The organism is Burkholderia ubonensis (assembly GCF_001718695.1).
Taxonomy (GTDB): Bacteria; Pseudomonadota; Gammaproteobacteria; order Burkholderiales; family Burkholderiaceae; genus Burkholderia; species Burkholderia ubonensis_B.
In genome coordinates, this window is the sequence record NZ_CP013422.1 from 826,252 (window position 1) to 849,280 (window position 23,029).

At 70.6% G+C, this 23,029-nt stretch carries 18 protein-coding genes and 1 pseudogene; 13 read left to right on the forward strand and 6 right to left on the reverse strand.

Annotation, left to right across the window (positions count from 1 at the left end):
- Nucleotides 1-279: 279 nt before the first annotated feature.
- The 7 genes from WJ35_RS23545 to WJ35_RS23575 all read left to right on the forward strand — a co-directional run bounded on the left by WJ35_RS23545 (nucleotide 280) and on the right by WJ35_RS23575 (nucleotide 5,197).
- Entirely contained in the window at nucleotides 280-1,212 is a 933-nt protein-coding gene (locus WJ35_RS23545; protein WP_010090054.1) for a 4-hydroxyproline epimerase, read from the forward strand.
- Entirely contained in the window at nucleotides 1,209-2,336 is a 1,128-nt protein-coding gene (locus WJ35_RS23550; protein WP_060233244.1) for an NAD(P)/FAD-dependent oxidoreductase, read from the forward strand. Before WJ35_RS23545 ends, WJ35_RS23550 begins: the two co-directional genes overlap by 4 nt.
- Nucleotides 2,333-2,566, forward strand: a complete 234-nt coding sequence (locus tag WJ35_RS23555; RefSeq protein WP_060233242.1) for a (2Fe-2S)-binding protein — start codon at nucleotides 2,333-2,335, stop codon at nucleotides 2,564-2,566. The genes WJ35_RS23550 and WJ35_RS23555 overlap by 4 nt, the downstream gene beginning before the upstream one ends.
- Nucleotides 2,563-3,837 (forward strand): NAD(P)/FAD-dependent oxidoreductase, encoded by a 1,275-nt coding sequence (locus WJ35_RS23560; protein ID WP_069240116.1) that lies wholly within the window; start codon nucleotides 2,563-2,565, stop codon nucleotides 3,835-3,837. Before WJ35_RS23555 ends, WJ35_RS23560 begins: the two co-directional genes overlap by 4 nt.
- Nucleotides 3,838-4,001: 164 nt before the next feature.
- A complete protein-coding gene (locus WJ35_RS23565; protein WP_069240117.1) occupies nucleotides 4,002-4,352 on the forward strand; it encodes an ArsR/SmtB family transcription factor in 351 nt (116 codons plus the stop codon).
- The gene (locus WJ35_RS23570; RefSeq protein WP_069240118.1) at nucleotides 4,342-4,776 is read left to right on the forward strand and encodes a YeeE/YedE family protein; all 435 of its coding nucleotides are present in this window, start codon (nucleotides 4,342-4,344) and stop codon (nucleotides 4,774-4,776) included. Before WJ35_RS23565 ends, WJ35_RS23570 begins: the two co-directional genes overlap by 11 nt.
- 1 nt (nucleotide 4,777) lies before the next feature.
- Complete coding sequence (locus WJ35_RS23575; RefSeq protein ID WP_069240119.1) at nucleotides 4,778-5,197, forward strand: DUF6691 family protein; 420 nt, start codon at nucleotides 4,778-4,780, stop codon at nucleotides 5,195-5,197.
- A gap of 189 nt (nucleotides 5,198-5,386) precedes the next feature.
- Here WJ35_RS23575 and WJ35_RS23580 read toward each other — a convergent pair whose 3' ends face one another.
- Entirely contained in the window at nucleotides 5,387-5,737 is a 351-nt protein-coding gene (locus tag WJ35_RS23580) for a hypothetical protein (RefSeq protein WP_069240120.1), read from the reverse strand.
- Between the two features lie 203 nt (nucleotides 5,738-5,940).
- On the opposite strand from WJ35_RS23580, the gene WJ35_RS23585 reads away from it, so the two are divergent.
- Entirely contained in the window at nucleotides 5,941-7,425 is a 1,485-nt protein-coding gene (locus tag WJ35_RS23585) for a PLP-dependent aminotransferase family protein (RefSeq protein ID WP_155121969.1), read from the forward strand.
- A gap of 141 nt (nucleotides 7,426-7,566) precedes the next feature.
- Here the strand turns inward: WJ35_RS23585 and WJ35_RS23590 are convergent, their stop codons facing one another.
- From WJ35_RS23590 to WJ35_RS23600, 3 genes and pseudogenes are all read right to left on the reverse strand, one after another.
- Complete coding sequence (locus WJ35_RS23590) at nucleotides 7,567-7,842, reverse strand: hypothetical protein (protein WP_069240121.1); 276 nt, start codon at nucleotides 7,840-7,842, stop codon at nucleotides 7,567-7,569.
- 493 nt (nucleotides 7,843-8,335) lie between these two features.
- Nucleotides 8,336-9,599: pseudogene (locus WJ35_RS23595) on the reverse strand (cytochrome-c peroxidase).
- A gap of 107 nt (nucleotides 9,600-9,706) precedes the next feature.
- Entirely contained in the window at nucleotides 9,707-11,167 is a 1,461-nt protein-coding gene (locus tag WJ35_RS23600) for a metallophosphoesterase family protein (protein WP_069240122.1), read from the reverse strand.
- Between the two features lie 145 nt (nucleotides 11,168-11,312).
- Here WJ35_RS23600 and WJ35_RS23605 point away from each other — a divergent pair, with 145 nt between their 5' ends.
- The gene (locus WJ35_RS23605) at nucleotides 11,313-12,161 is read left to right on the forward strand and encodes a class I SAM-dependent methyltransferase (RefSeq protein WP_069240612.1); all 849 of its coding nucleotides are present in this window, start codon (nucleotides 11,313-11,315) and stop codon (nucleotides 12,159-12,161) included.
- A 247-nt stretch (nucleotides 12,162-12,408) separates the two neighbouring features.
- Here WJ35_RS23605 and WJ35_RS23610 read toward each other — a convergent pair whose 3' ends face one another.
- Nucleotides 12,409-12,720, reverse strand: a complete 312-nt coding sequence (locus tag WJ35_RS23610; protein WP_011882001.1) for a hypothetical protein — start codon at nucleotides 12,718-12,720, stop codon at nucleotides 12,409-12,411.
- A 668-nt stretch (nucleotides 12,721-13,388) separates the two neighbouring features.
- Here WJ35_RS23610 and WJ35_RS23615 point away from each other — a divergent pair.
- Nucleotides 13,389-18,317, forward strand: a complete 4,929-nt coding sequence (locus tag WJ35_RS23615) for an autotransporter-associated beta strand repeat-containing protein (protein WP_069240123.1) — start codon at nucleotides 13,389-13,391, stop codon at nucleotides 18,315-18,317.
- On the opposite strand, the gene WJ35_RS31575 is transcribed toward WJ35_RS23615, so the two are convergent.
- A complete protein-coding gene (locus WJ35_RS31575; RefSeq protein ID WP_155121970.1) occupies nucleotides 18,205-18,801 on the reverse strand; it encodes a hypothetical protein in 597 nt (198 codons plus the stop codon). The genes WJ35_RS23615 and WJ35_RS31575 overlap by 113 nt on opposite strands.
- Nucleotides 18,802-19,046: 245 nt before the next feature.
- Between WJ35_RS31575 and WJ35_RS23625 the strand changes: the two genes are divergently transcribed.
- From WJ35_RS23625 to WJ35_RS23635, 3 genes are read left to right on the forward strand one after another with little or no spacing between them, the layout of a single operon-like run.
- Nucleotides 19,047-19,991: a MurR/RpiR family transcriptional regulator gene (locus WJ35_RS23625; RefSeq protein WP_069240125.1), complete on the forward strand. Its 945-nt coding sequence runs from the start codon at nucleotides 19,047-19,049 to the stop codon at nucleotides 19,989-19,991.
- Entirely contained in the window at nucleotides 19,988-20,965 is a 978-nt protein-coding gene (locus WJ35_RS23630) for an isoaspartyl peptidase/L-asparaginase family protein (protein WP_060233208.1), read from the forward strand. The genes WJ35_RS23625 and WJ35_RS23630 overlap by 4 nt, the downstream gene beginning before the upstream one ends.
- Nucleotides 20,966-20,998: 33 nt before the next feature.
- Complete coding sequence (locus WJ35_RS23635) at nucleotides 20,999-22,948, forward strand: dipeptide ABC transporter ATP-binding protein (RefSeq protein ID WP_059814355.1); 1,950 nt, start codon at nucleotides 20,999-21,001, stop codon at nucleotides 22,946-22,948.
- The last annotated feature ends 81 nt before the right edge of the window (nucleotides 22,949-23,029 follow it).

Below are 23,029 nucleotides of genomic sequence, written 5' to 3' on the forward strand. Positions count from 1 at the left end.
CCGTCGCTTGTGGCCGACGTCCCGGCGCACTGCGCACGCCTGCGGCATCTCGATCGACGACCGGCGCGGCGACCTGCAACCAGTATCGCCGTGCAAACGCCCGTCGCGCTTGAGCCGTATCGCGGAGCGGAATGACGAAATCGGCACAATGCGCGGCGCGCGTCCGGGCGGCGCCCGACGCTGTGCCGATTTCGTCGTCGTCCTCAACGAAAATCCACAAGCGGGCGGACGCGCGACGGAGGAAGCTGTGCTCCTTTCCCCAATTTCGGACGACGCATGATGAAGCGCATCCAGATCATCGATTCGCACACCGGCGGCGAACCCACGCGGCTCGTCGTGTCCGGTTTTCCTGCGCTCGGCAACGGCTCGATGGCCGAGCGGCGCGATCGGCTCGCGCGCGAGCACGACCGCTATCGCACCGCGTGCATCCTCGAGCCGCGCGGCAGCGACGTGCTGGTCGGCGCGCTGCTGTGCGAGCCGGTGTCGCCCGACGCGGCCGCCGGCGTGATCTTCTTCAACAACAGCGGCTATCTCGGCATGTGCGGGCACGGCACGATCGGCGTCGTGCGCACGCTGCACCACATGGGGCGCATCCAGCCGGGCGTGCACCGGATCGAGACGCCGGTCGGCACCGTCGAGGCGACGCTGCACGACGACCTGTCGGTCAGCGTGCGCAACGTACCCGCGTATCGCCATGCGAAGGACGTCGTCGTCGACGTGCCGGGCCATGGCCCCGTGAAGGGCGACATCGCGTGGGGCGGCAACTGGTTCTTCCTGATCAGCGGCCACGGGCAGCGCGTCGCCGGCGACAACGTCGCGGCGCTGACCGCGTATGCGTCGGCCGTGCGCGCAGGGCTCGAACGCGCGGGCATCACCGGCGCGAACGGCGGCGAGATCGACCACATCGAGCTGTTCGCCGACGATCCCGAACACGACAGCCGCAGCTTCGTGCTGTGCCCGGGCCTCGCATACGACCGTTCGCCGTGCGGCACCGGCACGAGCGCGAAGCTCGCGTGCCTCGCGGCGGACGGCAAGCTCGCGCCGGGCGTCGTGTGGCGGCAGGCGAGCGTGATCGGCAGCGTGTTCCACGCGAGCTATGCCGAAAGCGACGGCGGCATCGTGCCGACGATCCGCGGCACCGCGCACCTGAGCGCGGAAGCGACGCTGCTGATCGAGGACGACGATCCGTTCGGCTGGGGCATCGTGTCGTGAGCGACATGAAGACCGACGTCGTCGTGATCGGCGCGGGCATCGTCGGCGCGGCGTGCGCGCACGAGCTGGCGCAGCGCGGCCTGCGCGTGCTGGTGCTCGACGACGCCAGCGGCGGCGCGACCGGCGCGGGCATGGGGCATCTCGTCGCGATGGACGACAACGCGGCGGAGCTGGCGCTCAGCCATTTCTCGATCGAATTGTGGCGAGGGCTGAGCGGCGGGATGCCGGGAGGCTGCGCGTATCGCAACTGCGGGACGCTGTGGCTCGCGGCCGATTCGAACGAGATGGACCTCGCGCGCGCGAAGCAGGCGACGCTCGCCGCGCATGGCGTGGCCGGCGAGCTGGTCGACGGCGGCGCGCTCGCCGCGCTCGAACCGATGTTGCGGCCCGGGCTCGGCGGCGCGCTGAGGATTCCCGGCGACGGCATCCTGTACGCGCCCGTGACGGCGAACTGGCTGCTGCAGCGCGTGCCGGGCATCGTGTTGCGCCGCGACAAGGCGGTCGCGGTCGACGGGCCGAGCGTGACGCTCGCGAACGGCGACGTGCTGCGCGCGGAACGCGTGGTCGTCGCAAACGGCGTCGCCGCGCGCACGCTGCTGCCCGAATTGCCGCTGCGGCCGAAGAAGGGGCATCTGCTGATCACCGACCGTTACCCGGGATGCGTGTCGCACCAGCTCGTCGAGCTCGGCTATGCGGCGAGCGCGCATGCGAGCGACGGCACGTCGGTCGCGTTCAACGTGCAGCCGCGCCCGACCGGTCAACTGCTGATCGGCTCGTCGCGCCAGTTCGACACGGAAGATTCGCGCGTCGAGCCGCCGGTGCTCGCGCGCATGCTGCGCCGCGCGGTCGGCTATCTGCCGGCGCTCGCCGACCTGAACGGCATTCGCTCATGGACGGGTTTCCGCGCGGCGAGCCCGGACGGCCTGCCGCTGCTCGGCGAGCATCCGGCGCGGCCGGGGCTGTGGCTCGCGGTCGGGCACGAAGGGCTCGGCGTGACGACCGCGCCGGGCAGCGCGCGGCTCGTCGCCGCGCAGATGTTCGGCGAGCGGCCGCCGATCGACGTCGAACCGTATTTGCCGGGACGCTTCCTGTCGACGTCCCGCGTTGCCGGAGCACTTTCATGATCATTCATCTGGACGGCCGCGCGCTGACGGTGGCGGACTGCCTGACGGTCGCCGCCGCCGTCGCGTCGAGCGGCGACGACACGACGCGCACGTCGTGCACCGGCGCGCCGCGCGCGCCGTTTTGCGGGATGGGCATCTGCCAGGAGTGCAGGATGACGATCGACGGACGCCGCCGGCTTGCGTGCCAGACGCTGTGCCGCGACGGGATGCAGGTGGAGCGCACGCGATGAAACACGAGATTCTGAGCGTCGACGTCGCGATCGTCGGCGCGGGGCCGGCCGGGCTGTCCGCCGCGCAGGCGGCGGCGCGAAGCGGCGCGTCGATCGCGCTCGTCGACGACAGCCCGCGCGCGGGCGGGCAGATCTGGCGGCAGGGGCCGGGCGTCGCTGCGCCGCCGGCCGCGGCCGCGCGTTTCGACGTGCTGCGGCAACCGAACGTGCGGCATCTCGCGGCGACGCGCATCGTCGCCGAAGCGAGCCCGTGCATGCTGCTGCTCGAAGACGACGAACGCGGGCTGCTGCTCGAATACCGGACGCTGATCCTGTGCTGCGGCGCGCGCGAGCTGCTGCTGCCGTTTCCCGGCTGGACACTGCCGGGCGTCACCGGCGCGGGCGGCTTGCAGGCGCTGATCAAGCACGGCCTCGACGTGCGCGGGCAGCGCACCGTGATCGCGGGCAGCGGGCCGCTGCTGCTGGCGAGCGCCGCGACCGCGCGCGAGCGCGGCGCGCAGGTGCTGCACGTGCTCGAACAGGCCGCGCGGGCGGATGTGATCGGCTTCGGAGTCGGGCTGTGGCGCTGGCCGTCCAAGCTCGCGCAGGCGGCGCGGCTGATGACGCCGGTGTTCCGGCCGGATGCTTGCGTCGTCGAAGCGTTCGGCGACCAGCGGCTCGAAGGCGTGCGGATCAGGCAGGCCGGCCGCGAATTCGACGTCGAATGCGACCGGCTCGCGTGCGGATTCGGACTCGTGCCGAACACGGCGCTGCCGAGCCATCTCGGCTGCCGGATCGAGCACGGCGCGGTGGCGGTCGATGCGCACCAGCGTACGAGCCGGGAAGGGCATTTCGCGGCGGGCGAATGCACGGGCGTCGGCGGCAGCGAGCTGGCGATGGTCGAAGGCGAGATCGCCGGTTGTGCGGCAACCGGACAGACGTCGCGGCTTGCCGGGCTGATTGCACGCCGCGCCCGCTGGCAGGCGTTCGCGGATGCGGTGCGCGACCGGTTCGCGATCCGCGAGCCGGTCCGCAAGCTCGCGCGGCCCGATACGCTCGTCTGCCGCTGCGAGGACGTGCGCTACGACGCGCTCGTGACCGAAGCCGGCTGGACGGCCGCGAAGCTGCAGTCGCGCTGCGGAATGGGCGCGTGCCAGGGCCGCGTGTGCGGCGCGGCCGCGCAGGCGCTGTTCGGCTGGACGCCGCCGGCGCCGCGTCCGCCGCTCGTGCCGGCGCGGGTCGGCACGCTGATGCTCGACGATACCGATACGGCGTCCTGCGACGGCGTCTGAGCCGTCGCAGCGAAGCAGCACGCGGCGCGGCGCAGTTGTCGCGTCGCGCATCCCTCCGTTTGCCTTTTCCGTCTCGCTGCGACCGAGTGCCGCGCGAGCGCACTGCCGACAAACAATATATAAAACGATATAATATTCAAACTGAAATCGTAGCGAGGGTACCGATGAACGCAGATTCCGTCTCTGGACTGCCCGAGCCCGACGAAATGTGCGCCGCCGCCGAATCGGCCTGCGCGCTGCTGAAGGTCCTGTCGAATCCCGACCGGCTGTTGCTGTTGTGCGAGCTGTCGCAAGGCGAACGTTGCGTCGGCGATCTCGAAGCGCGGCTCGACATCCGCCAGCCGACGCTGTCGCAGCAACTCGGCGTGCTGCGCGACAACGCGCTGGTTCGCACGCGCCGCGAAGGCAAGAACATCCGTTACTCGCTCGACAGCCCGGCCGCGATCGCGGTGATGGCGGTGCTGTACGAGCAATTCTGCGGCCCGGCCGCGACGAGGAGGCGTCATGCAGATTGATACGTTTCATTTCACGCCGGCGCTATCGCTTGCCGGTGGTGTGCTGATCGGACTGGCCGCCGCGTGGCTCGTCGCGTTCAACGGCCGCGTGGCCGGGATCAGCGGCATCGTCGGGGGGCTGCTCACGGCCCGCGGCGGCGAGCGCGCGTGGCGCGCCGCATTCGTCGCCGGGTTGATCGCCGCGCCGCTGATGATGCGCGTCGCCGGCAGCGGCGCGATGCCGCAGGTCAATGCCGGCTGGGGCGAACTGCTGGCGGCCGGGTTGCTGGTCGGAATCGGCACGCGTTACGCGGGCGGATGCACGAGCGGCCACGGCGTGTGCGGGCTGTCGCGCGGCGCGGTCAGATCGATCGTCGCGACGGCGGTGTTCATGGTGGCGGGTTTCGCGACCGTATTCGTGCGCAGGCACGTGCTCGGAGGCTGACATGCAGGCAGGATTTGCGTTTCTGGCGGGACTGCTGTTCGGCGCGGGGCTCGTCGTGTCGGGCATGGCCAATCCGCAGAAAGTCCTCGGCTTTCTCGATCTCGCGGGCAGCTGGGATCCGTCGCTTGCCTTCGTGATGGCCGGCGCGACGGGCGTCGGCGTGCTCGCATTCGCATGGGCGAAGCGCCGCACGCGGTCGTGGCTCGGCCTGCCGATGCAGCTGCCGGCCGCACGGGCGATTACCGTGCGTCTGGTGGCGGGCAGCGCGGCGTTCGGAGTTGGCTGGGGGCTGGCGGGCTTCTGTCCGGGGCCCGCGATCGTGTCGATCGGCTTCGGATCGCTCAGGGGCAGCGCGTTCGTTGCCGCGATGCTGGTCGGGATGGTGTTGTTCGAATGGATCGAGCGGCGGCGGAACGCTTAGTGGCAGGGAGGCGGGGAGCGGGCGGGGTCGGGCGGTGTTCATCGCTGGGCGGTGACAGCGGTGGGGTCGCTCGTTTGAATTGCTTCTGCAGGTGCGCGGACGCACGGTGACACGGCAGACGGCAGACGGCGCGAAACGCCGAGGGCACGCGGCAACAGGGCGTACGGGGTCGTGACGAGGCGGCCGCCTTTAAGGCCGTTCCCGCGCATGACGCGCGCCGAGCGCCTGCGCCACGCACCACCGCAGCCATGCTTGCAACATCGCGAACACACCGGGCCGCGGCGCAGGTGGCGCGATGCTCGCGCCGCTCGGCCGCGAGCCGTCAGCGGACAACATCAGGTGGCCGGCCGTGTCGATCGCCATGCATTCGCCTTCGTCGAGCACGCGGCGCATGTACGGCGGCGTCTCGGGCAGCCAGTCGAGACCGCCGTGCCGGAGCGTGACGGCGAGCGCGCCGTCCAGCACGATGACCTGGCTGCCCTTGTCGAACCACGCGATGTGGCTTTGGCCGGCGTCCAGCCGGATATGTTCCGTGCGCATGGCGAGTCGTTTTCCAGGTTCCGCGGCCCCGCGACGGCGGGACGATAGCGTGAGACAAGATTAAGAAAACGCGTGCGAGCGGGACAGATTCAGCGAGCCGCGATCTGTTGCGGTGCAGACGGCGATTTGGTCGCGCTGTATCGGTGGGTTTTCCTGACATCTGTATCTGGCGCCCGGGAAGGCGCGCGGGCACGATCGCTCGCATGACGCCCATCGACGCCCCGTCCCGCACGCCCTTGCCGATGACCGGCGCACCGCTCTATGAGCGGCTTGCCGAGCACTACCGACGCATCATCGCCGCCGGCACGCTGGCGCCCGGCGACCGGATGCCGTCGGTGCGCGCGGTGATGGAGCAGCACGGCGTCAGCCTGTCGACGGCGATCCAGACGTTCCGGCGGCTCGAAGACGCCGGCTGGTGCGAGGCGAAGCCGCGCTCCGGCTATTTCGTGCGACGCCGCGCCGCGGCGGCGCTCGGCACGTTGCCGGAAACCGAAGCGCCGCCGCTGAGTGTCGCGCCGCCGTTCGCCGGCCTGCACGAGCGCGTATCGCGCGTAATCGATCGCGGCAATGCGGCGTCCGATGCGCTGAACCTCGGTGGTGCCTCCGCGTCGGCGACGCTCTATCCGGCCGAGCCGCTGCAGGCGCTCGCGATCCGGCTGCTGCGGCGCAAGCCGACGCTGCTCACCGATGCCGGCCCGGTCGGCGGTTCGCCCGAGTTCCGGCAGACGATGGCGAAGCGCGCGCTGGCGTATGGCGTGACGGTGTCGCCGGACGAAGTCATGTCGACGAGCGGCGGCGTCGACGCGGTGAACCTCGCACTGCGCGCGGTCGCGCGGCCGGGCGACACGATCGCGATCGAATCGCCGGCGTTCTTCGGGCTGATCCAGCTGCTCGAGAGCCTCGGCCTGCGCACGCTCGAAATCCCCGCCAGCCCGACGACCGGACTGTCGATCGAGGCGCTCGACGTGGCGCTGTCCGCCTACCCGGACATCAAGGCGGTGGTCGTCGTGCCGAACCTGCAGAACCCGCTCGGCAGCGTGATGCCCGACGACCGCAAGGCCGCGCTCGTCGCACTGTGCGCGCGGCGCGGCGTGGCCGTGATCGAGGACGAGCCGTACCGCGAGCTGGTCGAAGCGCCGCAGGCCGTGAAACCCGTCAAGGCGTGGGACCGCGACGGCACCGTGATCTATTGCCCGTCGCTGAACAAGGTGCTCGCGCCCGGCATGCGGCTCGGCTGGATGAGCGCGGGGCGCTGGCATGCGCGCGTGAAGATGCTGAAGTTTGCGCACAGTCGCCACAACGCCGCGCTGCTGCAGGCGGTCGCGGCCGAATTCGTCGGTTCGGGCGCGTTCGACCGCCATCTGCACCGGTTCCGCGAGCAGTTGCGCGCGCAGCGCGACGCGACGATCGACGCGATCGCGCGCCACTTTCCGGCAGGCACGCGGCTGAACCAGCCGCCGGGCGGCCTGATGCTGTGGGTCGCATTGCCGGACGGCGTGCATTCCGAAGCCTTGTTCGACGTGGCGCTGGCCCAAGGGATACGGATTGCGCCGGGTTCGATCTTCTCGAATTCCGACCGCTTCGACGCGTACATTCGGCTTGCCTGCACGCGGGTATTCGATGCGGCGCACGAAGAGGCGATCCAAACGCTTGGCCGATTGATACGCGATGCGGCGGCCGCTGCGTAAGCGCGGGCGCCGGCTCGGCACGGGCGTAGCCTTCCGCGCCCGTTTGCCGCGACGGCGGGACGGGGCGGCCGATATGGCGGGTCGTGCTTGCGCCGGTCGCGCGCCGTGCGACGCTGCGCCACCGGTATGACTTCGGCGCGTTCATCGACCGACCGTATGCGTGGCGAGGTGCTGGCGGATCAGCGACAGATAGCGATCGCCGACCGAGAAATCGCGCACCGCCCGCGGCGGAGCCGTGTGGCGCAGCGTCGCCGGCGCGCTGACGCCCAGGTACCGGCACAGGGCCGACGGAAAGGGCTTGCGGGTGTGCCCGAGTTGCCGCGCCGCGCGCTCCACGCGCGCATCGCCGACTTGCGTACGCAGCCAGGCCAGCACTTGGCGATCGGTGTCGTTGACGATCCGGACCAGATGTTCCACTTTAAACAGGGACCCTTGATGCATAAGGCTCTCCGGGTGTTCTCGTCGATCGACCGGGCCGGCCGCGATGCAACGCTACGCCGGACCCGGAGCCGACAACCAGTCCTGCCGACGGTGGCGCGTGCTTCGTGCCGGTGCCGCCAATACTGGTTGGTTATACAACTGGTTATTCGTACAGTATTTGGGGCGAGGCGGGTTGTCAAGCGGAATGTCGGGCTATCGGTGAAAGGGATGAGGCGGGACAGAGGGCGCTTGCGTCCAAGCACCGCGGAAGGGCTTCCGCGCCGGTCGTTATCGCCCGCGTTTCAGGCCGTGATACCGAGACGTGCCACGGTCTTGCGTCGCCCTACAACGCGAAGCAACCGCCCAACGTGCAGACACCCCGTTCGCCCCGCGCCTTCCCGCCAGGTTCGCTTCGACAACCTCGCGCGACAAGGCAACGGTACGCGGGCTCCGGCGAGCCCGCGCGCCCATACGCGCCCATCCCCCCCACTCAGCGCGTCCGCGCCGCGCCCCGGGCCACTCCATCGGAACCGCCCCGCGGCACGAGTTCCGCATAGCGCGCGTCGGTCAGCGTGCCGAGGAACGCGACGAGATCGTCGATTTCCGCTTCGGTCAGCGCGGGCGGCGTGCCGGGGCGGCGGTTCATCGGCGTCGAGTTGACGTTGATGTTGCCGCGGTACGCGGGCGGCACGTCGTCGAACGTCGCGGCGCCGTGATACCAGTGCTTCGGATCGGTCGAGCGGGTGTTGTAGAACGCCACCGCGTCGCGCAGCGACGTGAACACGCCGTTGTGCATGAAGGTCTGCTTCACCGCGACGTTGCGCAGGCCCGGCGTGCGCAGGTAGCCGCACCATTGGTCCGGCTCCGGCCAGCGCAGCCGGGCGCGCGGTGTCGCACAGGCCGTTGTCGAAGTGGCGCGGGTCGCGGTTGGCCGGCAGCGCGCGGTTGCGCGGCACCGCAATCGCGTCGTAGCCGAAATCGGTGAACAGCGAGCGCTCCGGCCGGCTCGACGTGTCGGACAGCGTATGGCAGCTCATGCAGTTGCCCTTGTCCGGATTCCTGAACAGCGCGAGGCCGCGCATCTCCTGCGGCGCGAGCGGCGTGCGGTTGCGCAGGTACGCGTCGAAGCGGGACGTGAACGGCGCCATCTCGTCGCTTTGCAGATACGCCTGGACCGCCGCACCGAGCGCGCGCACCATGCGCTCCGGATCGCGCCGCACGCCGTCGCCGAAGCGCGCGGCGAGCGCGGGCGCGAGCTCGGTTGCGTCGACCTTGCGCAGCAGCGCGGTTGGCGACCGGTTGTTCATCTCGTTCGGATCGAACAGCGGCCCGCGGATCTGCTCGGCGAGCGTGTCCGCGCGCCCGTCGCTGAACAGGCCGCCGAACGGCGACGGCGCGGGCGCGTCGTCATCCTGGTAGAAGTGGCGGCGCGGCACGTAGCGCACATAGAGCAGCGACGGCGCGTTGCGCCGGCTGAAGCGCCCGGGGCGGCTGCCCTGCGGCACGCCCGGGCCCGCGAGCGCGGCCGCGGACAGCGTCGGCGCGAACGCGCGGCCGGGATCGTGACAGCCGGCGCACGACATGCCGCGCGGCTCCGACAGGCGCGAGTCGAAGAAGATGCGGCGGCCGAGCGCGACGAGCGTCGGGTCGGGCGCGAAGCGCGCGGCGGCCGCATCGATCTTGTCAGCGACCTGCGGCGTGCCGTTGCCGATCGTGCCGACGACGCGCGCGGGCGGGGCGCCGGGCAGGAGCACGGTGTCGGACGGCGCGGCGCGGCCGGCAAGGGGCGCGGCGGCGGCAAGCGTCGCGGCCGCGAGCAGGGCCGTGAGGGCCGATTGGCCGCTGCGTGCAGAACCTTTCGTCACGGCGCGACGAACCCCGTCTTGTCGCAGGCGAGCGTCGTGCCGGCCTGCGTGCACGACGCGAGCAGCTTGCCGGCGGCCGAGTACGCGTGGAATACCCAGCCCGTCGCCGGTGCGGGGCGGCGCTCCATGATCAGGAAGCCGAAGCTGTTGTTGTGCGACAGCTTGTCGATGACGGCGCCGGGCGCGGGCGTCATGCCGGCCGGGAACGGGTCGGGCAGCGCGACGTCGAGGTTGTCGCCGCCGTTGCCCGACACGATCGTCGCCGGGTGGCCGGACGCGAAGTTGATCGCCTGGAAGTCGTGCACGTGCCCGTGCAGCGCGACGTGCACGCCGGGCGGGTAGTACGCCTGCGCGTTCAGGCTCGACATCACCGACTGCAGCGCGAGATTGCCCGGCGCGGGCGTGCTGCCCGCGATCGGCGCGAATGCGAGGATCGGATGATGGTTCGTGAAGATCGTCGTCGACATGCCGGCCTTCGACGCGAGCGCGGCCACCGTCTGGAACTGCTTCTGGTAGATCTGGAATTGCGTGTCGGTCGTCTTCAGCGCGTTGCGCCCGACCTTCGCGGTATCGAACACGATCACCTGCGTGTCACTGCCGAGCGACACCGCATACGGCTCCGAATAGTTCGCGTTGCCGTCGTTGGCCGGGTCGTTGCACGAACGCGCATCGCTGTACGGGCGCGGGTCGAGGAAGCGGAACCAGCCCTGGCCGGCGCGCGCGCATTCCTCGTGGTTGCCGCGCACGACGACCCACGGCGCCTGCGCGAAGAGCGGCGCGGCCGGGCGGAACAGGTCGGCCTGCCACGTATCCCAGCCGTAGCCCCACGGGCTGTCCTTGCAGCCGGCAATGTCGGATGGGCACGCGTTTTCGCGGTAGTGATAGTCGCCGACGTGCAGCACGAGATCCGGCGACAGCTTCGCGACGCTCGCGGCGATCGTGTCGAACGGCCAGACCGTCGAATCGTTGCACGCCTGCCATGCGTTGTCGGCCTTCTTCATCCGGCAGCCGGTGTCGGCGATGATCGCGATGCGCTGCGGCTGCGCCTTCGGCAGCGGCAATGCGCGGCCGGCGACGCGCGCGCTTTGCGCGCCTGCCGGCAGCGTCATTTCGCAGACCGAGACCGGGAAGCTCGACGGCTTCGAGTCCGCCGGGGCGCTCGCGGTCGGCCGCTGCGGCGCGGTGGCCGCGCCCGCGCGCAGCGTCATCCGCGACACCTTGCCGTCGACGACGAGCTGCGGGCACAGCGGATCGCTGGCAGTCGCCGGCATGAAGTTGGTGACGACGCGCGCGATCGGCTGGTTCGCGTCGCCGATCTCGACCCACGCGGCCTGCACGTTGATCGCGGCGCTCGCCGGGTCGGCGGGCGTATCGATGTGATTCGAGCACGCGGACAGGGCGACCGCGGCGAGCGCGGCGCAGCGCGCGAACAGCGCGGATGAGAGCAGTCGTGGCATGGAAGGCACCGTAGGAAAGCCGTCAACATACGCAACGCGAATGTAAGAAATATGAACGGTCGGCGAGCGCAGCCTTGACTTCAAGCCGGCTTGAAGCAGCATAGTCGCGATTCCGATCAACGCTGCAGCGCAAAGGATGACGATGATGACAGACAGCCGCCCCAACGAAGCACAGAGCGCGCTATGGAACGGCCCGTCCGGGCTCGCATGGGTCGAGGCGCAGCGCACGCTCGACCGGATGTTCGAGCCGTTCGAGACGCTGCTCGCGGACGCGGCGGCAGCCACGTCCGCGCATGGCGTGCTCGACGTCGGATGCGGGACCGGCGCGGTCACGCTCGCGATCGCGCGACGGCTCGCGAAGGACGCGCAGTGCACGGGCGTCGACATTTCGGCGCGGATGATCGCCGCGGCACGCGAGCGGGCCGAGCGCGACGGCGTCGATGTCGAATTCGTGCATGCCGACGCGCAGACGCACGCGTTTGCACCCGCGAGCTTCGACCTGATCGTGTCGCGCCTGGGCGTGATGTTCTTCGACGATCCGGTCCGTGCGTTCGCGAACCTGCGGCGTGCGGCGCGCGCGAACGCGCAACTGCGGTTCGTCGCCTGGCGCGCCGCGGCCGACAATCCGTTCATGACGACGGCCGAACGCGCCGCCGCGCCGTTGCTGGCCGATCTGCCTGCGCGACAGCCGGGCGCGCCCGGACAGTTCGCGTTCGGCGACCGGCAGCGCGTCGTGTCGGTGCTGTCGGACAGCGGCTGGGCCGACCTCGCGGTCGAGCCGGTCGATGTCGCGTGCGCGTTGCCGACGGCCGCGCTGGACGACTACGTCGCGCGGCTGGGCCCGGTCGGGTTGGCGCTGCGGCAGGTGGATGTTGCGACGCGGCAGCGTGTGCTCGACGAAGTGCGCGGCGCGTTCGATCGCTACGTGCAGGGCACGGATCTGCGCTTCGATGCAGCGTGCTGGCTGGTCACGGCACGGGCGCCGTCTGCGTGAGGCGGCCACGGGGCAGCGCTGCCCGGCATATGCGTCGTCGCTCACGCGTGACGGATATGCGGATGACACCGCCGGTATCAGCCGCGACGCTCGATCGCTACGTGCAGGGCACGGACCTGAGTTTCGATGCCGCGTGCTGGCTCGTCACCGCACGGGCGCCGTCTGCATGACGCATCCGCAGCTCAGCGCTGCCCGGCATATGCATCGTCGTTCACGCGTGACGGACGCGCGGCTGACACCGCAGATATCAACCGCGACGCCCCCGCAACATCACCCAAGCGCAACCGGCGGCAACGAGTGCGAGCCCGAGCAGTACCGCTTCGACGCCGAGCGCGAAACCGGGCGGCATTTCCCCGTGGTCGTGCTCCGGCGACAGGTTTTGCGTGATCGCCACGGCGCCGCCGGCCAGCAGCGCGATACAGACGATCCAGTAGAGCTTGCCGCGCGGCGCGGCCGCGCGAATTCGCCACAGCGCGAGCCCGACGCCGCCGAGGTAAAGCACCGCGAGCGTCGCGAGCGCGACGATGTCGCCGGTGCTGCCGTTCAGGAGCTTGCTCATCGCGTTGCTCCGTCGGCCGGCGCGCGCCGGCGCGACGCGATCGCAACCGCATGCACGTTCGTGCGGCGTCCATCGCGTGTTCGGGCGCACGGCGCGGCAAAGACGCGCGCCGGCCGGCCGCCGGCGGCACGCGACGCCTGCGGTGACGCGACAGCCTCGAATGTCGTGCGAGGCAAAGAACGGAAATCCGGCATGGCTGGTATTCAGTTGTAGGCGCAACGAGACACGGCGCGTGTGTCGCGGTGTGAGGGCTGCAAGAACGGAACCTGCAGCGACGATCGAACCGGACGAATTGTAAGTGATCGCCGCGGGCGGGAAGGGGCGTGTGACCGGCGCGCCGCAGGCGCTGCGCAGCGCCCGCCGTGCATCGTTGCCGCGACCATCGATTTGCACGCCCGACAACGCGCGAAAGCGGCTCGCTCGCCGCCGCACGGGAGCAAACGACGTGCCTCCGCGAAGCGGCGCGTTTTTCGTAACCACCAGGCAATAATCGGCGCGCAGATGTTATATTGCGCGCGCGTGCGCCCGACCGATGGGCCAGAAAAATCAGTATCCGCGGACCGGCGCGCAACAGAAGAAATTCAACTAGAACGGGTCCGTCGCGCCATCGGTCCAGCGTCTCCTGGACCAACGCCCGGCCCATGCGTCTACGCACCGAGGGGACCGACATGAACCGCGTTTATCGGCTGGTCTGGAGCCGCAGCTTGCGCGCTCCGCAAGTGGTATCCGAGCACACCAAAGCATCCCACGGCGGGGTCGACGCCAGCCATGGCGCCACACCCGCGCGCCGCTGCGCTTCCATCGTTTCCATTGGCGTGTCGCTGGGTCTGGCCGGCGCGGCCGTCCCGGCCTGGGCCGTCACATGTGCGCCCAGCACCATCGCTAATTGCAGCGCCGCGGGCGGCAGCGGCACCCCTGACCGCAGCGGCAACGGGGGCAGCGGTAACGGCGGCGGCGGCGGTGCATCTACGCTGAGCGGCCCCAACACGGTCCAGATTCCGGGCGGCGCCACGTCGGGCGGGACAGGCGGCACCGGCGCGATGAACGACAGCGGCCAGGGCGGCCCGGGCGGAGCCCCTGCCGCGGCGCTCGCCGGCGATGTGGTAATCAACGCGAACGTGCAGGGCGGCGCAGGTCAGGCGTTCGACGGCTTCAACTTCGCCGGCGGTGGCGGTGGTGGCGGCGCGGGTGTGTATTCGACCGGCACCAGCGTGACGGTCAACAGCGGCATGACGGTGCAGGGCGGCACCGGCGGCAATGGCGGGGCCGGCACGTCGGGACCGGTGTCGAACGGCGGCGGCGGCGGCGGCGGCGGCGCGGCGCTGGTCATGGTGACGCCCGCGGCCGACGTGTCGAACCAGGGCACGCTGATCGGCGGGAACGGCGGCAACGGCGGCGGCGGTGGCTTCGCCGGCGGCGGCGGCGGTGGTGGCGACGGGTTGCTCACGCTCGGCAGCGGCTCGCAGGTGACCAACATCGGCACCATCGTCGGCGGCGTGGGCGGGGCCGGCGGCGGGGGCGCGAGCACGGCCGGCGCCAGCGGCGCGGGCGTCAACCTGGCGAGCGGGTTCACCGTGCTGACCAACGTCGGCACGATCACCGGCGGCGCCGGCAATGGCGGGGCCGCGGGAGCCGGCATCATCGTGAACGGCACCAGTGTCATCGTCAACGGCGGCACGATCGCGGGCGGCTTGTACGCCGACGGCGTGACGCGGGCCGCAGCGATCCAGTTCAACGGCACGAACAACACGCTGCAGTTGGTCACCGGGTCCAACATCGTCGGTGACATCGAGGTGTCGGCGGGGGCGGCGACCAAGATCACCGCGGGCTCCGCGGGGCTCACGCTGTCCAACCAGATCACGCTCGGCGATGTGGCATCCCGCGTGACCTTCGATTCGACCACGACCAACCTCGTGGTGTCGGGCGTGGTATCCGGGGCCGGCGGCGTGGCCGTGAGCGGGAGCCGAACGATCACGCTCACGGGCGAGAACACCTATACCGGCGGCACCACGATCAACGCCGGCACGTTGCAGATTGGCAATGGAGGGACCACCGGCTCCGTCGCCGGCGACATCGTCAACAACGGCACGTTGGTGTTCAACCGCAGCGACACGGTCGCGTATGGCGGCACCATCAGCGGCACGGGCAGCATCGTACAGGCGGGCAGCGGCACGCTCGCGATCTCCGGCGCCGCAGGCTATGCGGGCAGCACCAACATCAACGCCGGCACGCTCGCGCTGATCGGCGCGGGCAGCATTGCGGGGTCCAGCGGCGTCGTCAACAACGGCACGTTCGATATTTCGGCGACGACCTCCGGGGCCGCGATCAATGCGCTCACCGGCTCGGGCACGGTCGCGCTCGGCGGCCAGACGCTGACGCTGGCCAACGCGGCCGGGACGTTCGGCGGAACCATCGGCGGCACGGGCGGGCTGACGGTGGCGGGCGGCACGCAGACGCTGTCAGGCGCCAATGGCTACGCCGGTGCAACGTCGATCAACGCCGGCACGCTGGCGTTGAGCGGGGCGGGCAGCGTTGCGGCATCGAGCGGGATCGTCAACGACGGCACCTTCGACATCTCGGCGACGACTTCCGGCGCCACGATCAATGCGCTCACCGGCTCAGGCACGGTCGCGCTCGGTGGCCAGACACTGACGCTGGCCAATGCGGCCGGCACGTTCGGCGGCACCATCGGCGGCAGCGGCGGGCTGACGATTGCGGGCGGGACGCAGACGCTGTCGGGTACCAACGTCTACACCGGTGCAACTTCGATCAATGCCGGCACGCTGGCGTTGAGCGGATCGGGCAGCGTCGCTGTGTCCGGCGGCGTCGTCAACAACGGCACGTTCGATATTTCGGCGACGACCTCCGGGGCCGCGATCAATGCACTCACCGGCACGGGCGCCGTTGCGCTCGGCGCTCGCACGCTGACGCTCACGAATGCGGTCGGCACGTTCGGCGGCGCCATCAACGGCAGCGGCGGACTGACGGTCGCGGGCGGTACGCAGACGCTGTCGGGCGCCAACGGCTACACCGGTGCAACGTCGATCAATGCCGGCACGCTGGCGTTGACCGGCTCGGGCAGCCTTGCCGCGTCCAGCGGCATCGTCAACAACGGTACGTTCGATATTTCGACGACGACCTCCGGGGCCGCGATCAATGCGCTCACCGGCACGGGTACGGTCGCGCTCGGCGGCCGGACGCTGACGCTCGCCAATGCGGCCGGCACGTTCGGCGGCGCCATCAACGGCACGGGCGGGTTGACGGTCACGGGCGGCACGCAGACCTTGTCGGGTGCCAATGGCTACACCGGTGCAACCTCGATCAATGCCGGCACGCTGGCGTTGACCGGTTCGGGCAGCCTCGCGGCATCGAGCGGGATCGTCAACGACGGTACGTTCGACATCTCCGGCACCACCTCCGGGGCCGCGATCAATGCGCTTACCGGTACGGGCGCCGTTGCGCTCGGCAGCCGCACGCTGACGCTCGCGAACGCGGCTGGCACGTTCGGTGGAACCATCAACGGCAGCGGCGGACTGACGATCGCGGGCGGCACGCAGACGCTATCGGGTGCCAACGGCTACACCGGTGCGACGTCGATCAATGTCGGCACGCTGGCGTTGACCGGGTCGGGTAGCCTTGTGGCGTCCAGCGGCGTCGTCAACAACGGTACGTTCGATATTTCGGCGACGACCTTCGGCGCCACGATCAATGCGCTCACCGGCACGGGTACCGTTTCGCTCGGCGCTCGCACGCTGACGCTCGCCAATGCGGCCGGCACGTTCGGCGGGACCGTCAACGGCACGGGCGGGCTGACGGTCGCGGGCGGTACGCAAACGCTGTCCGGCGTGAACACCTACACCGGGGCGACGATGGTCGACGCGGGCACGCTCGCGTTGTCCGGCGCCGGCCAGCTCGCGTCGTCCACGTCGGTCACGCTCGCCGGCTCGACGGCCGCGCTCGACCTGTCCGCGGCCGGCAGCCAGACGGTCGCGCATCTGTCCGGCGTGACGGGCAGTCGCGTGGTGCTCGGCGGCAGCGCGCTCACGCTGTCCGACGACTCGTCGCAGACCTTCGGCGGCAGCCTCGTCGGCACCGGCGGCCTCGTCAAACAAGGCGCGGGCACGCTGACGCTGAACGGCGTCAGCACCGCGTTCTCCGGGACGACGACGGTGGCGGGCGGCACGGTGGCCGTCGGCGACGCGGCGAATGCCGGTGCGGTGCTGGGCGGCAATGTCGTGGTGAATGCACTCGGCACGTTGCGCGGCCACGGCACGGTAGCGGGCGACGTCAGCAGCAGTGGCGTCGTGGCGCCGGGCGGCTCGATCGGAACGCTGTCCGTCGGCGGCAACTATGCGCAGGCGGCGAGCGGCACGCTGTCGATCGAGGTCAGCCCCACCGAAGCGTCGCAGCTGCGCGTAGGCGGCGCGGCGACGCTCGGCGGTTCGTTGGCCGTCCTGTTCGATCCCGGCACCTATACCGCGCGCCGCTACACGGTGCTCAGCGCGGCCAACGGCGTGACCGGCCGTTTCGCGAACATCGGCGCGACCACGGCCGGCGCGAATCTCGGCGCGTTGCAGCCGTCGGTGGACTACGGCGCGAACGCGGTCGACCTGCTGCTCGCGGAGCCGGGCGGCCCTGGCACGCCGACCGGCCCGACGATCATCGCGCCGACCAAGACGTCGATCTACACGGCGCTCGGCACGACCGCATTGCTGCAGGCGCAGGACGCCAGCTCGACGTTGCTCGGCCGTCTCGCCGGCCCACAGGACGACCCGGCGGGCTCCCGCAACGTATGGGCCGTCGCCAGCGGTTCGAGCACCAAGGTCGGCGGCACGGGCGGCGCGCCGGGCTTCCTGACGCACGCGTACGGATTCCTGGCTGGCGCGCAGGGACGGCTCGGCGGCGCCACGGTCGGTGGGGCCGGCGGCTACATGCACACCACGCTCGGCGAAGACACGACCGGTGCATCGGGCACCATCGACACGCTGCGCGTCGCGCTGTACGGCGCGCAGCCGGTCGGTGCCGTCAACCTGTCGGCCACGCTTGGCTACGGGCTCGATTTCCTGTCGCAGAAGCGGCCGTTCGGCAGCGCGGGTACGGCCGAAGGCGACCATCTCGGCCACGAGTTCACCGCGGCGACGCAGGCGAGCCTGCCGATGGAGGCGGGCGGTTTGCGCTTCACGCCGCACGTCGGGCTGCGGTATGCGTACGTGCGCGGCAGCGGCTTCGGCGAGAACGGCGCGAACGGGCAGAACCTGAACGTCGGCCCCGACAACGCGCGCAGCCTTCAGCCTTATGTGGGCGTGTCGCTCGACAAGGCGTTCGGCGATGCCATGCGGTCGCTCGACGTGCAGCTTCGCGTCGGCTATGCGCACGAGGTGCTGCGCGGCAGCCGCGTCGTCCAGGTGCAGAGCCAGGACGGCACCGTGTTCGCCGCGCCGGGCACCGACCTGCCGCGTTCGTTCCTGACCACGGGCGCCAGCGTCACGCTGCAGGCCGCGAAGACGACCACCGTATCGCTCGGGTTCGATGCGACGATCGACACGAGTCATGTGTCGGCGCAGTCCGCGTATGTGCGGGTGAATCACCGGTTCTGATGTCGTTGTCCAAGGGAACGGGGGCGGCCGCTCGCGTGACGGCAATCGACGAACTGCTGTCACGCGACGGGCGGACGTTGTCGAGCGGCGGTGGTTTCAAGTTGACGTTGACGATGCCCCCGCCGATGCTGGCGCCGAAGCCGAAGCCGAAGCCGAAGCCGAAGCCGAAGCCGAAGCCGAAGCCGAAGCCGAAGCCGAAGCCGAAGCCGAAGCCGAAGCCGAAGCCGAAGCCGAAGCCGAAGCCGAAGCCGAAGCCGAAGCCGAAGCCGAAGCCGAAGCCGAAGCCGAAGCCGAAGCCGAAGCCGAAGCCGAAGCCGAAGCCGAAGCCGAAGCCGAAGCCGAAGCCGAAGCCGAAGCCGAAGCCGAAGCCGAAGCCGAAGCCGCCACCGAAGCCGCCACCGAAGCCGAAGCCGAAGCCGCCACCGAAGCCGCCAACCGCACCGACATCGAAGGCCAACACCACAGCCAACTCCGCTCCTCCCACATCCGCACGCGAACCGACTTACTCGGGGTTTTCCCGAGGGCGCGCGGTTCGATCCCACTCCCTCTCTGCACCGGCCGAACGCTCTACGCCCGCGCGCACGCGGGCGCGCCGCCGCCCACCCTCCGCCGCAAAACCGGTCCGTCGTACTAAACGCGACGAGCACGTGACACCGCCGCTGAAAATTTATTTTTTTCCTCCCGATGGATTGTGTAAATTGATTTTCATCCACCTTCCAGTCAGCATTCATGACGCCACTCGTTCCGCCCGAAGCAAATCACGACGAGTCCGCGATCGCGGAGCGCATCGCGTCGGCCATGCCGAGGATGACGCCGATTCACCGCCGGATGGGCGAATACGTGCTGGCCAATCCGTTCCGCGCGGCGACGATGCGGATCGACGAGCTTGCCCAGGCCGTCGACGCGTCGATCGCGACCGCGAACCGCTTCGCGAAGGCGCTCGGCTTCGACGGCTATCCGGCGATGCGCGCGGCGCTGGTGCGCGGCTTCGAGGCGACGCTCGCGCCGGTCGAGCGGCTGCGCTCCGCGCAGGAGCAGGAAGCCGGCGTGCGCGACGCCGCGTGGATCGACGCGGTGTTCAACCAGGCGGTCGAGAACATCGAGGACACGCGTGCGCAACTGAACGCGGCCAATATCGAGGCGGCGGTCGAGGCGATCGTCGCCGCGCGCCGCGTGCTGATCCTCGGCGCGGGATCGAGCGCGTTTCTCGCGGGGTTGATGGAGCACGGGCTGTCGGTGTGCCACGACAACGTGCAGTCGCTCGCGCTGCTCGGCGGCCCGTCGCATGCGGCGCGGCGCCTGTACACCGCGGATGCGCGCGACCTCGTGATCGCGATCGCGTTTCCGCGCTACGTCGAGGACACGATCGAGCTGGCGCGCCGCGCGGCCGCGCGCGGCGCGCGGGTGCTCGGCATTTCCGACGGCCCTGGCTCGCCGTTGGCCCCGGTCGCCTCGCTGAATCTCTACGTGAAGGCCGAGCGGCGCTTCGCGGCGACGTCGGAAGCGGCCGTGCTCGCGATGATCGAGGCGCTGATCGACGCGGTCGCGCTGCGCACGCATCGCTCCGCGAAGGCCGCCGCGGAAATGACCGAATTCCTGTTGCCGTGGCTCACGCAGCCGCAGGCCGCGCTGCCGGCGACGGACCCTTCATCCACCGGATCGAGGAAATCATGACTTCACCCGCGATCGTCGCGATTCACGGCGGCGCAGGCACGATCCTGCGCGAAGCGATGAACACCGACACCGAATTGCAATACCGCGCGGAACTGGCGGCGATCCTGCGCGCCGCGCAGGCCGTGCTCGCTGACGGCGGCAGCGCACTCGACGCGGTGAGCGTCGCGGTGCGGATGCTCGAGGACTGCCCGCTGTTCAACGCGGGGCGGGGCGCGGTGTACACGGCCGACGGCACGCACGAGCTCGACGCGGCGATCATGGACGGCGCGACGCTCGCCGCCGGCGCGGTCTGCTGCGTGACGCGCGTGCGCAATCCGGTGCTCGCCGCGCGGCGCGTGATGGAGGCGAGCGAGCACGTGCTGTTCGCCGGCGCGGGCGCCGACGCGTTCGCCGCCGCGCAAGGGCTGGAGCTCGTCGAACCCGCCTACTTCGGCACCGAAGCGCGGCACGCGCAGTGGCTCAAGGCGCGCAACGCCGCCGGCGTGCTGCTCGATCACGACGCCGCGACGTTCGCGTTCGGCGACGGCGCGCCGCTCGACCCGGACCGCAAGCACGGCACGGTCGGCGCGGTCGCGCGCGACCTGCACGGCCACGTCGCGGCGGCGACGTCGACGGGCGGGATCACCAACAAGCAGCCGGGGCGGGTCGGCGACTCGCCGATCATCGGCGCGGGCTGCTACGCGGACGACGCGACCTGCGCGGTGTCGTCGACCGGCACCGGCGAGATGTTCATCCGGATGGCGACCGCGCACGACGTCGCCGCGCAGATCGCGTACCGCGGCGTGTCGGTCGCCGAGGCCGCGTACGACGTCGTGATGAACAAGCTGCCGCGCATCGCGGGCCGCGGCGGGATCATCGCGGTGGACGCGCACGGCAACGTCACGATGCCGTTCAACACCGAAGGGATGTACCGCGGCTACGCGCGCGTCGGCGCCGCGCCCGTCGTCGGGATCTACCGCGACGACGCGGCCTGATTCCGTTTCGCCCCCGATGCAGGAGACGCATGCATGACTCCGAACCGAACTCCGCCCGCGCTCGCCTTGCCCGAGCAGCGCGTCGTCGCGGTCGACGACCTGTCGGTGACGTTCCAGCGCGAGGGCGCGACGTTCGACGCGGTGCGCGGCGTGTCGTTCCACGTCGATCGCGGCGAGACGCTCGCGATCGTCGGCGAATCCGGCTCGGGCAAGTCGGTCACGTCGCTCGCGCTGATGCGGCTCGTCGAGCATGGCGGCGGCACGATCGCGAGCGGCCGGATCGCGTTCCGGCGGCGCAACGGCGCGCTGCTCGACCTCGCGCGGGCGAGCGCCGCGACGATGCGCGGCGTGCGCGGCGCGGACATCGCGATGATCTTCCAGGAGCCGATGACGTCGCTCAATCCGGTGTTCACGGTCGGCGACCAGATCAGCGAGGCGATCGCGCTGCATCAGTCCAAGAGTGCGTCGGACGCGCGCGCCGAAACGCTGCGGCTGCTCGATCTCGTGCGGATTCCGGAGGCGCGCCGCGTGTTCGCGCGCTATCCGCATCAGCTGTCGGGCGGGATGCGGCAACGCGTGATGATCGCGATGGCGCTGTCGTGCCGGCCGGCGCTGCTGATCGCCGACGAGCCGACCACCGCGCTCGACGTGACGATCCAGGCGCAGATCCTGCAACTGATCCGCGGGCTGCAGGACGAGATGAACATGGGCGTGGTGTTCATCACGCACGACATGGGCGTGGTGGCCGAGGTGGCCGATCGCGTGCTCGTGATGTATCGCGGCGAAAAGGTCGAGGAGGGCGAGTCGGAGCGCATCTTCACGGCGCCCGCCCATCGCTACACGCGCGCGCTGCTCGCGGCGGTGCCGCGTCTCGGGTCGATGCACGGCACCGACGCGCCGGAGAAATTCCCGCTGCTGAAGGTCGACGTGGCCGCGCCCGCTAATGCGAACGGCATGGCGGTTGCGCCGGCGGCCCCGGCCATCGCCGAAGTGGCGGAGGATGCGAATGAGGTGGCCGCGCTCGCGCAGCCGGGCGTCGATCCGCACGCGCCGCCGATCCTGCGCGTGCGCGACCTCGTCACGCGCTTTCCGGTCAGGAGCGGCCTGTTCGGCCGCGTGTCGCAATACGTGCATGCGGTCGAGCGCGTGAGCTTCGAGCTGCGCGCGGGCGAGACGCTCGCGCTCGTCGGCGAATCCGGCTGCGGCAAGTCGACGACCGGGCGCTCGCTGCTGCGCCTCGTCGAGTCGCAAAGCGGCTCGATCGAATTCGACGGCCGCGACATCAGCGCACTGAAGGGCCCGGACCTGCAGGCGCTGCGCCGCAATATCCAGTTCATCTTCCAGGACCCGTTCGCGTCGCTGAACCCGCGCCTCACGGTCGGCTTCTCGATCATGGAGCCGCTGCTCGTGCACGGCGTCGCGAGCGGCGCGGCCGCGCAGCAGCGGGTCGACTGGCTGCTCGACAAGGTCGGCCTGCCGGCGGAGGCCGCGCGCCGCTATCCGCACGAATTCTCCGGCGGCCAGCGCCAGCGGATCGCGATCGCGCGCGCGCTCGCGCTGAACCCGAAGGTCGTGATCGCCGACGAGTCGGTGTCCGCGCTCGACGTGTCGGTGCAGGCGCAGATCGTCAACCTGATGCTCGACCTGCAGCGCGAGCTGGGCGTCGCGTACCTGTTCATCTCGCACGACATGGCGGTGGTCGAGCGCGTCAGCCATCGCGTCGCGGTGATGTATCTCGGCCAGATCGTCGAGATCGGCCCGCGCCGCGCGGTGTTCGAGGCGCCGCAGCATCCGTACACGAAGAAGCTGATGAGCGCGGTGCCGGTCGCCGATCCGGCGCGCCGGCACGCACCGCGCCAGCTGCCGGCGGACGAGGTGCCGAGCCCGATCCGCGCGGCCGGCGACGAGCCGGCGGTCGCGCCGCTCGTCGCGGTCGGCCCCGATCACTTCGTCGCGACGCATCGCGTCGGCGGCGCGTACTGACGCGCGGAGGCGGCGATGGACCGCAGTTGCGCACGCGCCAGGCAGAGACGGTTGTTTCCCGAGCGGAGGCAGTCATTCCGC

Excerpts from the sequence above, each read along its gene's own strand:
- WJ35_RS23605 (WP_069240612.1), top strand. The coding sequence starts at position 11,313 with ATGACAGACAGCCGCCCCAACGAAGCACAGAGCGCGCTATGGAACGGC.
- WJ35_RS23560 (WP_069240116.1), top strand. The coding sequence starts at position 2,563 with ATGAAACACGAGATTCTGAGCGTCGACGTCGCGATCGTCGGCGCGGGG.
- WJ35_RS23615 (WP_069240123.1), top strand. The coding sequence starts at position 13,389 with ATGAACCGCGTTTATCGGCTGGTCTGGAGCCGCAGCTTGCGCGCTCCG.
- WJ35_RS23610 (WP_011882001.1), bottom strand. The coding sequence starts at position 12,720 with ATGAGCAAGCTCCTGAACGGCAGCACCGGCGACATCGTCGCGCTCGCG.
- WJ35_RS23625 (WP_069240125.1), top strand. The coding sequence starts at position 19,047 with ATGACGCCACTCGTTCCGCCCGAAGCAAATCACGACGAGTCCGCGATC.
- WJ35_RS23570 (WP_069240118.1), top strand. The coding sequence starts at position 4,342 with ATGCAGATTGATACGTTTCATTTCACGCCGGCGCTATCGCTTGCCGGT.
- WJ35_RS23555 (WP_060233242.1), top strand. The coding sequence starts at position 2,333 with ATGATCATTCATCTGGACGGCCGCGCGCTGACGGTGGCGGACTGCCTG.
- WJ35_RS23580 (WP_069240120.1), bottom strand. The coding sequence starts at position 5,737 with ATGCGCACGGAACATATCCGGCTGGACGCCGGCCAAAGCCACATCGCG.
- WJ35_RS23585 (WP_155121969.1), top strand. The coding sequence starts at position 5,941 with ATGACGCCCATCGACGCCCCGTCCCGCACGCCCTTGCCGATGACCGGC.
- WJ35_RS23600 (WP_069240122.1), bottom strand. The coding sequence starts at position 11,167 with ATGCCACGACTGCTCTCATCCGCGCTGTTCGCGCGCTGCGCCGCGCTC.
- WJ35_RS23630 (WP_060233208.1), top strand. The coding sequence starts at position 19,988 with ATGACTTCACCCGCGATCGTCGCGATTCACGGCGGCGCAGGCACGATC.
- WJ35_RS23545 (WP_010090054.1), top strand. The coding sequence starts at position 280 with ATGAAGCGCATCCAGATCATCGATTCGCACACCGGCGGCGAACCCACG.
- WJ35_RS23635 (WP_059814355.1), top strand. The coding sequence starts at position 20,999 with ATGACTCCGAACCGAACTCCGCCCGCGCTCGCCTTGCCCGAGCAGCGC.
- WJ35_RS23565 (WP_069240117.1), top strand. The coding sequence starts at position 4,002 with ATGAACGCAGATTCCGTCTCTGGACTGCCCGAGCCCGACGAAATGTGC.
- WJ35_RS23575 (WP_069240119.1), top strand. The coding sequence starts at position 4,778 with ATGCAGGCAGGATTTGCGTTTCTGGCGGGACTGCTGTTCGGCGCGGGG.